Source organism: Nocardiopsis sp. NPDC006938 (assembly GCF_042869555.1).
Taxonomy (GTDB): Bacteria; Actinomycetota; Actinomycetes; order Streptosporangiales; family Streptosporangiaceae; genus Nocardiopsis.
In genome coordinates this window covers 211,341-223,093 of sequence record NZ_JBIAGA010000009.1, presented here as the reverse complement: position 1 = coordinate 223,093, position 11,753 = coordinate 211,341, and the positions used below count along the sequence as shown (strand labels likewise).

The 11,753-nt window shown below is 72.5% G+C and carries 11 protein-coding genes; 10 read left to right on the top strand and 1 reads right to left on the bottom strand.

From position 1 onward, the window contains the following. The first annotated feature begins 73 nt into the window (after positions 1-73). The 10 genes from ACFYL4_RS16215 (at position 74) to ACFYL4_RS16170 (ending at position 9,931) form a co-directional block, all read left to right on the top strand. Positions 74-343 (top strand): acyl carrier protein, encoded by a 270-nt coding sequence (locus ACFYL4_RS16215; RefSeq protein ID WP_357761418.1) that lies wholly within the window; start codon positions 74-76, stop codon positions 341-343. Continuing rightward, a complete protein-coding gene (locus ACFYL4_RS16210) occupies positions 340-999 on the top strand; it encodes a GNAT family protein (protein ID WP_357761421.1) in 660 nt (219 codons plus the stop codon). The genes ACFYL4_RS16215 and ACFYL4_RS16210 overlap by 4 nt, the downstream gene beginning before the upstream one ends. Before the next feature lies 1 nt (position 1,000). After that, positions 1,001-1,786 (top strand): SDR family NAD(P)-dependent oxidoreductase, encoded by a 786-nt coding sequence (locus ACFYL4_RS16205; RefSeq protein ID WP_387519022.1) that lies wholly within the window; start codon positions 1,001-1,003, stop codon positions 1,784-1,786. Then, positions 1,783-2,730 (top strand): ACP S-malonyltransferase, encoded by a 948-nt coding sequence (locus ACFYL4_RS16200; protein WP_387519021.1) that lies wholly within the window; start codon positions 1,783-1,785, stop codon positions 2,728-2,730. The genes ACFYL4_RS16205 and ACFYL4_RS16200 overlap by 4 nt, the downstream gene beginning before the upstream one ends. Then, positions 2,727-3,680, top strand: coding sequence for an ACP S-malonyltransferase (locus ACFYL4_RS16195; protein WP_387519020.1), 954 nt, complete (start codon positions 2,727-2,729; stop codon positions 3,678-3,680). The genes ACFYL4_RS16200 and ACFYL4_RS16195 overlap by 4 nt, the downstream gene beginning before the upstream one ends. A gap of 13 nt (positions 3,681-3,693) precedes the next feature. Next, positions 3,694-5,067: a class I adenylate-forming enzyme family protein gene (locus ACFYL4_RS16190; protein ID WP_387519019.1), complete on the top strand. Its 1,374-nt coding sequence runs from the start codon at positions 3,694-3,696 to the stop codon at positions 5,065-5,067. Positions 5,068-5,621: 554 nt separating this feature from the next. Beyond that, positions 5,622-6,986, top strand: coding sequence for a radical SAM protein (locus ACFYL4_RS16185; protein ID WP_387519018.1), 1,365 nt, complete (start codon positions 5,622-5,624; stop codon positions 6,984-6,986). Then, positions 6,983-7,978: a hypothetical protein gene (locus ACFYL4_RS16180; RefSeq protein WP_387519016.1), complete on the top strand. Its 996-nt coding sequence runs from the start codon at positions 6,983-6,985 to the stop codon at positions 7,976-7,978. Before ACFYL4_RS16185 ends, ACFYL4_RS16180 begins: the two co-directional genes overlap by 4 nt. Beyond that, positions 7,953-9,077 carry a hypothetical protein gene (locus tag ACFYL4_RS16175; RefSeq protein WP_387519014.1) on the top strand — a complete coding sequence of 375 codons (1,125 nt, stop codon included), beginning with the start codon at positions 7,953-7,955 and terminating at the stop codon, positions 9,075-9,077. The genes ACFYL4_RS16180 and ACFYL4_RS16175 overlap by 26 nt, the downstream gene beginning before the upstream one ends. Next, positions 9,074-9,931, top strand: coding sequence for a JmjC domain-containing protein (locus tag ACFYL4_RS16170; protein ID WP_387519012.1), 858 nt, complete (start codon positions 9,074-9,076; stop codon positions 9,929-9,931). Before ACFYL4_RS16175 ends, ACFYL4_RS16170 begins: the two co-directional genes overlap by 4 nt. Before the next feature lie 37 nt (positions 9,932-9,968). Here ACFYL4_RS16170 and ACFYL4_RS16165 read toward each other — a convergent pair whose 3' ends face one another. Next, complete coding sequence (locus tag ACFYL4_RS16165) at positions 9,969-11,600, bottom strand: glutamate synthase-related protein (protein WP_387519010.1); 1,632 nt, start codon at positions 11,598-11,600, stop codon at positions 9,969-9,971. Positions 11,601-11,753: the final 153 nt, after the last annotated feature.

Sequence of the window (11,753 nt, the reverse complement as noted above, 5' to 3'; positions counted from 1 at the left end):
TCGATGAATACGTGTCGAGCAGGAATGAACATACAAGAACATCCATCATCCCCACAGTGATTGGAATGGTCAGATGAGTAAGACCGAGTCGTTCGAAAGTGAAGTCAAGAAGGTCTATGTGGAGTTGTTCGAACTCGACGTCGACCCCGAGTCGATCGGCGGCGACGAGGAACTGTTCGGCCCCCAGTGCGACTACGGGATCGACTCCATGGACGTCCTGAGGTTCCTCGCCGACCTGCGCCAGCGCTACGACCTCGACGTCTCCGAGATCGCCACCGAGACCTTCCGTACGCCCGCCTCGATCGCGCTCTTCCTGTCCGAGCGCCGGGGAGCGGGCGAGTGAAGGGCGCCCTGGTCACCGTCTCCGCGATCGAGGAGGACGAGTTCCCGCTGGTCGCCCAGTGGTTCCGGCGCGGCATGGTCGGGGCGCTCAGTACCGGCGGCTCTGCCCGGTTCACGAGCACGTCGGACATCCGCGGCGCCATCGCGGCGGGGCCCGAGAAGTACGCGATGGTCCGCACGCACGACGGGGTCCCTGTCGGCCTGGTGCAGTGGCGCCAGCGCAAGTACCCCGGTAGCTACACCGTCGGCGGGGTCATCGGCGACAGCGAACTCTGGGACTCGGGGTGCGGGGGCGAGGCGTCGTGGCTGCTGGTCCACGAACTGTTCCACGCCCACAACGCGCACCGGGTCGAGTTCGTCACGGCCGCCTTCAACGTCCGCGTCGTCCGCATGATGATCAAGTCCGGAATGGTGATCGAGGGGGTCCTGCGCGACTACTTCTTCCTCGACGGCGCCTACCACGACGCGGTCGTCACCTCCTACCTGCGCGAGGAGTACTACGGCGCGGACGAGAGCGGCATGACCGGCGACGCCTTCTTCGGTGACACCGTCCCCGCCTCGGACAAGGCCGAGGCGCGCGCGCTGCTGCGCGCGTACATGCGAGACCAGTGGCCCCGGGACATCCGCCGGGCCTACGCGGAAGCAGAGGAGTCGTGAGATGACCAAGGAACTCGAAGGCAGGGTCGCCCTCGTCACCGGCGGCGGCAGCGGACTGGGCCGTGCCGTGGCGACCCGGCTGGCCGACCTCGGAGCCACGGTGGCCGTGGGCTACCTCAACCGGTCCGAGGTGGCCGAGAAGACCGCCGAGGAGATCAGCGCGGCCGGGGGCACGGCCCGTGCCCTCAGGGTCGACGTGCGCGACTACGAGGGCGTCTCCGCCGCCGTCCAGGGTCTGACCAAGGAGTACGGCCGGATCGACGTCCTGGTCAACAACGCCGGGATCTGCACAGCGGGCACCATCGTCTCCACGGACTCCACCGAGGGGTGGACGGACGTGATCCAGACCAACCTGGTGGGCGCCTACCACTGCATCAAGGCGTGCGCGCTGCCGATGATGCTCCAGGGGTCCGGCGCGATCGTCAACGTCTCCTCCATCCTCGGCCTGGTCGGCAAGGGCGGCCTGAGCGCCTACTGCGCCAGCAAGGCGGGACTGTCGGGGCTCACCGCGTCCCTGGCCGCCGAGTTCGCCATGCACGGGGTCCGGGTCAACGCCGTCGCCCCCGGCTACTCGGACGACACCGGGATGATCCAGCAGTTCCCGATCGAGCAGAAGGAGGTCATCATCAACGAGCGCATCCCCCTGCGGCGTCCGGCGCGGCCGGAGGAGATCGCGGAGACGGTCGTCTTCCTCGCCCGCGACGGTTCCAGCTACATGACCGGGCAGACCATGGTGGTCGACGGCGGTCTGACGTCGGTGATCCGGGGGATGGCGAAGACACGATGAGCGAGCGGACCGCGATCCTGTTCAACCCCCAGGTCGCCATGCGCCCGGGGGACTACCGCGACCTGTACGAGGCCCTGCCCCGGGTGCGGCGCCGCCTGGAGCAGGCCTCCGATGCGGTCGGCGTCGACCTGGACGAGGCCTTCCACTCCGCCGACGCGGACCTGGTCAACCAGGGCCCGCTGATCCGGCCCATGTCGGTGGCCCTGGGCGTGGCGCTGTACGAGTCCCTGCCCGACCGGTACCGCGAGGGCGCGGCGTACATGGCGGGTCTGAGCCTGGGCCAGATCACGGCGGCCGCGGCCGCAGGGGCCCTCGCGTTCGACGACGCGGTGCGCACCGTGCGGACCATGGCCACGGTCGAGGGGGAGGTCTTCTCGGGCCGCGACTACGGGAGCACGTTCTGCTACTGCGTCGACCTGCCGTCCGTGTTCGCGAAGATCGAGGAGCTCACCGCCCGGGGGCTGGACGCCGCTCCCTGCGCCATCACCGGTGACGACCAGATGGTCGTCTCCGGGGAGGCCGCGGCGCTGACGGCCGTCAACGAGCTCGCGGCCGCCGGGGGCGGGGTCGGCGTCCGCATCCCGCACGGGCCGCCCGGGCACGCGCCGATGCTGGCGCCCGCCGAGGAGCGGTTCGCGGCGGAGTGGGGGCAGCGCGACCGGGTACGGACCCCCGACGTGCCGCTGATCTGCAACATGGACTCCACCCCGCTGTCCACGGCGGAGGAGGTGCGCGACGCCCTGATCCGCCAGTACACCCGCACCGTGCACTGGTCGCGGGGGATCGAGCGCCTCCTGGAACTCGGCACGACCCGGTTCGTCGTGGTCGGCCCGGGCCACTTCATCGGCAAGTCCTTCCGGTTCATGACCCTGGCCCGGCGGGCCGAGGTGGTCCGCTTCGACCAGGCGTCCTCCTTCGAGGACGCGTTGGCGGGCCGGTCATGAGGGCTGTCCTTTTCGGCGGGACGGTGCCGCCGCTGCACGCCAAGGTCGGCGAGTTCCTGGAGACCGACCCCTACGCCCGCCAACGGCTGGAGGAGGCGGAGGAGGTCCTGGGCCACCGGGTCCTGTCCGGGTTCGCCGGTGCCACGGAGTCCTACTCGCCCGAGGCCCGGCGGGCCTACCTCGTCACCTGCGCGGCCCTGGCCGACCGGGTCCGGGAGGAGGAGGGGGCGGAGTCCGGGGTCTGCGCGGCCGCGAGCATCGGTCACCTCCCCGCCCTGCACTTCTCCGGAGCGCTGTCCTTCGCGGACATGATGCTGATGGGCGAGGCCGTCGCCACCTGCGAGAACGAGTGGAACGCCACCGACCGCGGCCGGGTCTCGCACTTCATGTACCGGGTCGGACGGGAGCGTCTCGCGCAGCTGCGCGAGGACGTGGAGGCAGGGGGAGGCTGGGCGGAGGTGGCGGGCCACTTCAGCGACACCATCCACCTGCTCAACGTCTCCGCCGAGAGCCTGCCCGCTCTCGAACGGTCCGTCCGGGCCGGGGGAGGGGTGCCCGTGCTCACCTTTCCCCAGGCCGAGCACAGCGGCGTGAACGCTCCGCTGCGCGACCGGATCGGGCGGGCCCTGTCCGGGTTCGCCTTCCGGGACGCTCGGCTCGGCCTGGTCCGGGGGTCGGACGGCGCGCTCGTCGACTCCGCCCGGGACCTGCGGGCCCTGCTGCGGGACGACTGCGTCACACCGGTCGACTTCCCCCTGGTCGTGGACCGGCTCCGTGCCCTCGGGGTGGACCGGGTCCACGTGATCGGGCCGGGCAACCTGTTCGAGCGGCTCACCAAGGAGCACTTCGACGTCACCGTCCTGGTGCCCGACGCTCGGGCGCGCGGCCTGGAGGTACCGGCCTCGGGGCCGGCCCGGGTGCGCCGCGACCGGGTCCCGACCACCACATGAGCGGAGGAGTCAGGTGACAGGAAGACTCGTCATCGACGGCGAGGAGGTCCCGCGCGGCCGACTCGACCGCGACAGCGCGGCCCTGACCGGGGCCCTGGCCTCCGCGGGCGCCGGGCCGGGGCGCGGGGTCGTCGTCGCGCGCGACGACCCCTACACGGCCGTGGTCACGGCCCTGGCGGCCGAGTCGCTCGGAGCCCCGGTCCTGTGCCAGGGGGAGCGGTGGCGCAGCGTGGCCCGTACCCGAAGGGTGGCCGCGGTGGTCACCCCGGGCGGGGACGGCTCCCCTGGGGCGCGGCCCCAGGGGCACACGGGTCTGCCCGACTTCGCGGAGACGGCGCACACCCTGCTCTACACCTCGGGGAGCAGTGGCGAACCCAAGGCGGTGGAGCTGTCGCGCTCGGCGATCGGCTACCACCGGAACGAGGTCGCCGCCCACGCGGAGATCACCTCCCGGGACCGCATGCTGGTGCCGATGTCCCTCCTCAACTCCTACGGCTGGGGCATCGTCCAGTACTGGTTGGAGCACGGGTTCGAGATGCACGTGGAGTCCCGGCTGAGTCTGGACCGGGTGGCGGGGCTGCTCCGTGGGGGCCGCTACACCCGGCTGGACGGGGTCGGCTCGATGTACGCGGCCCTGCTGGCGGCGGCCCGCCGCGACCCGGAGCTGGCGACCGCACTGGGCGCCCTGGACCTGCGCGGCTGCGGGGGCGACGTCCTTCCGGTCGGTCTGGTGCGCGCCTACGCGGACCTGGTCGGCGGACCGATCCACGACGGGTACGGGCTCTCGGAGACGGTGGCGTGGGTGACGCAGTCGCTGCCCGGGGACTGGCGGCCCGGCACCGTGGGACCGCTCATCAGGGGGTCGTCCGCCCGGATCGACCCGGCCGAGGGGGAGGTCCTCCTCCACGGGCCGGGCCTGATGGACGGCTACCTGGACGACGACGCGGCGAACACGGACGCCTTCACCGCGGACGGGTGGCTGCGCACCGGGGACCGGGGAACGGTCGATCCCGACGGCCACCTGACCATCGAGGGCCGGATCAAGGAGTCGTTGGTGGTGCACGGGGAGACCATTCCGCCGAGGTTCGTCGAGGACGTCCTGGCCGCCTGCGACCCGGTGCGCGAGGCCGCGGTGGTGGGCGTCCCGACCGGGCTGGCCCGGGGTGACCGGCTGGTCGCCTTCGCGGTGGTGGAGCCCGGGGACCGGGAGGAGGCGCTCGCGCGCGTGCGCGACGCCCTCAGGGAGCACCTGCCGGTGCACCAGCGGCCCCGGGAGATCCACCTGCTCGACGAGTTTCCGCGCACGCGGACCGACAAGCCGGACCGCCGTGCCCTCCGGGCCCGGGCCGCCGCCCTCCACGAGAAGGAGACGACCCCCGCCCCCTGACCCCCGGCGTGCGCGCGGGGTGACCGGAGGAACGCGCATCCGGTCCGCCCCGCCGGGCCGAGGCGTGGTCGGCGAAGGAGAAACAGGAGATCCCCCATCTCCTCATTCTCTTTCTCCACGCACGCCCCGGCTGTTTTGTCATACCATTTTTTCGAAATACTCGGTTTTGCAAAAAAAGCCCGCGAAAGCCCCGTTCGAGTGTTGACACGGGAAAAATCGGACTCCTAGACTCGGCACCGTTCGCAGATGCTTCGGCGCGAATGTCAAGGATTCACCCCGGAGAATTCGGGTCTGCCTGTCCCGGTTTTTCCGGCCCATTTTCCAGTTTTGTTGAGAGGAATGGTTCCCATGCAGGAGTTCGAGGAGATCATCACCGAGTCCATCGCCGGTGACGAGGTTTCGGTCATCGACTTCGGCTGCTAGCAGCCCCCGTGACCGCCCTCGGCCCAGGAGGCTGAGGACGTGGTAGCTACAGGCCCCGTGGCGGGACCGGAGGACCCCGGTCCCCGCCACGGGGTCCTGGTCTCCCCACCCGCGCCACAAGAGGACTGCCCATGGCTGACACCACCGTCACCGGTACCTTTCGACCCTCCAGGTTCAACGTCGTCACCAGGACCGACGACGGTGACGCGGTCGTGCTGTACAACTCCATGCGCGGAAGCGTCTTCCGCGTCCGGGACCCCCTCGGGGAGCGGGTGCACGCCCTGCTGCGCAACCGCAGGGGCGTCCTGAACCGGCCGGACCCCGCCGACGAGGCCCGCCTGTTCGACACCCTCGTCACCAAGGGCTTCCTGGTCGCCGAGGACCACGACGAGCTCGCGGACGCCGACGACCTGCGCGAACGGCGCAAGAACCGGACCGACCGCCTCGAACTGATCATCATGCCGACCGAGGCGTGCAACTTCCGGTGCACCTACTGCTACGAGGACTTCGCCCTGGGCCGGATGCTCACCGAGGTGCGGGAGGGTGTCAAGGAACTGGTGCGGCGCCACCGCCGCGAATACGGCATCGAGCGGCTCACGGTCGCCTGGTTCGGCGGCGAACCGCTGGTGGCCTTCGACGTGATCGAGGAGCTCAGCACCTTCTTCCTGGAGTTCTGTGCGGAGGAGGGCATCGAGTACGCCGCCGGGATCACCACCAACGGCCTCCTGCTCACCCCCGAGGTCGCGCGGCGCTGCGTCGAGCTGGGCATCAGCAACTACCAGGTCACCCTGGACGGCCCCGCGCACACCCACGACTCCTCGCGGTTCCTCATGGGCGGCGGCCGGACCTTCGACGACATCGTCGCCAACCTCACCTCGATGGCCGGGACGGACGCGGACTTCACCGTGATCGTCCGGACCAACTTCACCGAGGCCAACAGCGTCCACGTGCCCGAACTCATCGATCAGCTGGGCGGCCTGTACGCGGGCGACCCCCGGTTCCGGGTCATCTACCGTCCCGTCGGGGACTGGGGAGGGCCCCAGGGCGAGGAGTCCGAGGCCTACGCGGGCAAGCAGGCGGAGATGACCAAGCTCGACCTGTGCTCGAACGCCGTGGAGGCGGGGCTGGCCCCGGCCGACGACGTGTTCCTCAAACCGAACGGCTCGGTCTGTTACGCGGCCTCCCCGTGGTCCTTCGTGATCCGGCCCAACGGGCTGGTCAACAAGTGCACGGTCGCATTGCGCGACCCCCGCAACGCGGTCGGACAGCTCACCGCCGAGGGCGACCTGGGGCTGGACCCCGAGCTCATGAGCCTGTGGGTCGACAACGACGACGCCAAGGACACCGGCTGCCACTCCTGCTTCTTCCGGCCCTCCTGCCAGGGCGCGCACTGTCCCCTGGTGCGCATCCAGGAGGGCAAGCGGCCCTGCCCGCCGCAGAAGGTGTGGATCGGTCCCACCATCACCACGGCGGCGTCCGTCGGGGGAGCGCGGTGACCGCCGGGCACCGCGCGGAGGTCGCGGTCGACGACGACGGCACCTGGTGCGCCTGGACCGACACGACAGGCCAGGTCAGGGCGATGGCGCTGCGGGGACCCGAGAGCGGGCGGATCGTCGGCCTGGGGCCCGGGAGGTCCGTGCGCGGCGGTGCCGGCACGGGCCGCTTCCTCCTCCAGGACGGCGACCGCGTCCGCTCGTGGAGCCCGGCGGCGGGTGCGCGCGAGGAGGGGCGGACCACACCCGGAGCGCTCCTGCTCGAAACCCGCGGCGCCGGTCCGGACGGGCGAGCCCGGCTCGTCACCGCCACCTCGGAGAAACTCGTCCTGCCGTCCGCGACGGGGGCGCCGACGGTGCGCCCGCTCGACGCCCCCGCCCTGCTCCTGGCCTGGCAGCACCGGCGGCGGGCGGTGCTGTGCGTGCTGTCGGACGGAACCGTCCTCAGGGCGGACCCGGCCACCGGGGAGGTGACGGCCTCCGCGCTCTCCGGTGGCGGGCACCACCGCCTGGCCTGTTACGAGGAGGTGTTGGGCGGCGTCTGGGCGGTCCCCGAGGACGCCCCGAGGACCCTGCGGTTCCACCGCACGGAGACCGACCCTCCCGAGGCCGTCTACCGGCTGGACCTCGAAGAGCCGCCCGAGGAGGTCCGCGCCTCGCACAGCGGGGAGTGGCTCATCGCCCGGAACCCCGGACGGCGGCCCACCCGCCTGGTCAACGTCAACAGCGGCCGCGCCTTCGACGTGCCCGGCGAACTGGCCGCGCGCGGCGCCCCCTGCGTGTTCTCCTTCGACAACCGCCTGATCAGCGTGGAGGGCGACGCCGTCGAGTCGCTGCCGGTCCCGGCGCGCGCGGACATCCGCTCCCGCGACGGCTCCCTGGACATCGACACCTTCTGGGAGGCCCCGCCCCAGATGCACCGGGCCTCGCGCCCGCAGCGGCCCGCACCGAAGAGCAAGGAGGTGGACGATGGACGCGTCCGCGCCCGTTCGTGACCTGCCCCTGCGCCTGTTGTCCCCCGAGAACCGCCTCACCAAGACGTCGGTGTGGGAACGGGCCCGGGAGTGCGCCGCCGAGATGGAACGGGCCTCCCGCCGGGCCTCCTTCGACGTCGACGCCTACTGCCGGGCCGCGAACCGGGGCGCCCTCGTCCTCGCGATGGCCGGTGACCTCGCCGAGAGCGAGAGGTCCTGCTGGCGCCAGGCCCGTGTGCTGCTGTCCCTGGTCCGCGGCGGGGTCCTGCCCAGATCCGAGACGGTCCGGGTGCTCCAGCCCTGGATCAACATCGGTCGGCTCCGGGTGATCCGGGGCGACTGGGAGGGGGCCCTGCCCCACTTCCCCGCTCCGGAGGGACTGGCCGACGCGGGCGTGTTCGCCTCGGGGGCCTATCCCGAGCACGGGCTGACCCCGGACGAGGCGGAGAGCGCCCTGGGGACCGAGGCCGGTCGGACCTTCGTCACCCACACCCACGTCGTGGAGACGGCCAAGGCGCTGGCGCGCGGTCGGCGCGAGGACCTGCTGGCCGCGCACGTGAGCCGCTGGCGCGGCACCGCCCGCGCGCTCCCGCACGTGAGGGAGGCCTCCGCGCTGCTCGCCCTGCGCGCGGGCGCGCGGGTCCCCGAACCCGCGCCGGACTCCGTGCCGACCCTGGCGTCCGCCGCCGTCGAGGTGCACGCGGCCTCCGCCGACGTGGCGCGGACCGACACCCTCCTGCGGGCCCTGGACGCCCTGGCCGAGGGCGCGCCCTCCGCCGACCTGGTGACCGTCCTGCGCGCGGGGGCCGGGGCGCTGCTCGCCCGGGGGCGCGAGGAGGACGGGGCGCGGGTCCTGCGCCGTACCGCGCGGGTCTGCCGCGCCCTGCGGGACGAGGCGGAACTGTTCGCGGTGCTCGGCGAACTGGCCGGGACGGACCCGGAGTCGGGAGCCGCCGAGGAGGCCCGGGCCGTCGCCGCCGACAGCGGCTACGCCTTCGTCCGTGCCCGGAGCGGACTACCGCCGCTGCCACCCGCCGAGCGCGAACCCCGCCTGGCGGTCCTGCTGGCCGCCGAGAGGGAAGCCGAGTCGCGCACGAGCCTCGCCAGGGAGACCACATGACGACACGACACCGCGGTACACCGACCCCGGGGACGCTGCCGGTCCTCGAACGGCTCGTCGGGGACGCCGACGCCTTCCTGCGGCACTGGGAGCACACCCCGGTCGTGGCGGCGGCGGGCCCGGCCGTCCGGAAGGCCTTCCCCCTGGAGGCGGCGCTGTCCCTGCTGGACCGGCCCGGGCTCCCCGCGTCCTGCTTCCGGGTGTTCCAGGAGGGGGCTCCGCTCGCGCGGGAGCGGTTCGCCACCGCCCGGGGGCGCCCGGGCCGGGGCCGGGAGGACGTGGCCGACCGCGCCGCCCTGCTACGGGCCCACGACGCGGGCGCGACCATCGTCTTCGAGGAGGTCCGCCTCCTGGTCCCCGAGGTGGAGCGGCTGGCGTCGGCCCTGGAACGGGAGCTGGGTTTCGGTGTCTACTGCGCGGCCTTCCTGACCCCTGCGGGCAACTCGGGGGTGCGCCCCCACTACGACCTGGCCAGCGGGTTCCTGTGCCAGGTCCACGGGTCCAAGTCGTGGTCGGTCGGGGCCCCGGAGACACCGTGGCCGACGGTGCCGAGCGCGGACGCCCAACCGGAGTTCGACCCGGTCCTGGAGACGGTGCTCACCCCGGGGCGGACGCTCTACATTCCGCGAGGGCACCCGCACGCCGGGGCGGCCACCGACGAACTCTCGCTCCACCTGTCCTTCGCCGTCGTCCCCCGCACCTGGCGGGACGTCCTCCTGTCCCACCTGCGCGGGGGCGGCGGGCACGAGGCGCTGCGGGAGATGCTGCCCCTGGGCCACGCCGACCTGGACGAGCGGCACCTGCTGGAACGCGCCGTGGAGCGGCTGACCCGGGAGGTGGGACCACGGGGGTGAGCGCGGTCCGCGAGATGGCGGGGCACCGGCGCCGCCCTCAGGCGGAGACCCCGCCGTAGGCCACACCGGACAGGTCGGCGAGTTCGCGTTTCCAGGCCACCAGGTCGTCGGGGTTGAACCCGCCCAGGTGGTCGTGGCCGCAGGCTCGCGCCATGACTCGCATGAGCTCCACCGACGCGCGTAGGAAGCGGTCGAGGCGTTCGGCGGCCTCCGCGACGGGGAGCCGGGCGCGCAGGTGCGGTCGCTGGGTGGCGATGCCCACCGGGCAGTTGTTGGTGTGGCAGGCCCGCATGCCCAGGCAGCCGATCGCCTGCATGGCGGAGTTGGCGACGGCCACGGCGTCGGCGCCCAGGGCCAGCGCCTTGACGAAGTCGGCGGGGACCCTCAGGCCGCCGGTGACGATCAGGGTGACGTCGCGGCGGCCCAACCGGTCCAGGTGGCGCCGGGCCCGGGCCAGGGCGGGGATGGTCGGCACCGAGATGTTCTCCCGGAACAGCAGCGGGGCGGCCCCGGTGCCGCCGCCCCGGCCGTCCAGGATCACGTAGTCCACCCCGATCCGCAGCGCGGCGTCCAGGTCGCGTTCGACGTGCTGGGCCGACAGTTTGAAGCCCACCGGGATGCCTCCCGTGGCCTCGCGCACCTCGGCCGCCACCCGGCGGAAGTCGGCGATCGAGACCAGGTCGGGGAAGCGGGCCGGAGAGATGGCGGGGCGGCCCTCGTGGACCTCGCGCACCTCGGCGATGCGCCCGCTCACCTTGCTGCCCGGCAGGTGGCCTCCGGTCCCGGTCTTGGCGGCCTGGCCGCCCTTGAAGTGGAAGGCCTGGCAGCGGGCCACCTTGTCCATGGAGTAGCCGAAACGGGCGGAGGCGAGCTCGTAGAAGTAGCGGCTGTTGGCCTCCTGCTCCTCCGGGAGCATCCCGCCCTCTCCCGAACAGATTCCGGTTCCGGCCAGTTCGGCGCCCCGGGCCATCGCGGTCTTGGCCTCGGCGGAGAGCGCGCCGAAGCTCATGTCCGAGACCAGCAGGGGGATGTCCAGTGTGAGGGGGCGGCGGGCGTTGGGGCCGACCACCACCTCGGTGCCCACCGGGTGGTCGTCGAGCAGCGGGGGCGTGTGGAGCTCCGCGGTGACGATCTGGAGGTCGTCCCAGGAGGGGAGCTCGCTCCGGGGCACACCCATGGCCGCCACCTCACCGTGGTGGCCCACCCGGCTGAGCCCCTCCGAGGCCAGCTCGTGGATACGGTCGTTGAACGGCTCGTCCGGGGTGCCCGTGAAGTCGGCGTAGGAGCCCTGGTAGGCGGTGCGGTCGTAGTTCTGGGGGTGCTCGCGTTCCCACGCGAGGACCTCCTCCTCGTCGACCCAGACCGCGCCGTCCTCCACCCAGGCCCCGAACCGTTCCAGGTCCTCGCCCTCGTAGTAGAGGTTGACGCCGCTGCGGGCGTCGTAGGTGGAGCCGTGCACGCCGCAGACCAGCCGGTCCCCGTCCTGGACGGTGGCGTCGGACATGAGCGCTCCTCGGTGCCGGCACCGTCCGTACAGGACCCGTACCCCGTCACCGCTGCCGGTGTCCCCCGGCAGGCGCAGGACGGCCAGGTCGACGTTGGAGACGCGCGCGTGCGCCGACCGGAGCGGTTCGAGGTCGTCCCAGTCGGCTACCTTCGTGGCCCGCATGACGTGCTCCTCCGGTCGTGGGTGCCGGCGCGGTCACGTCCGTGACGCCCGTGCGCGCGGACGGCGGTCACGGCAGAGTGTAGTGAGGTGATGACGTGGAGTGACGTCCGACATGCCTGGTCGGCCGGAGCGCGGCGGTGCCCGCCCGTCCCG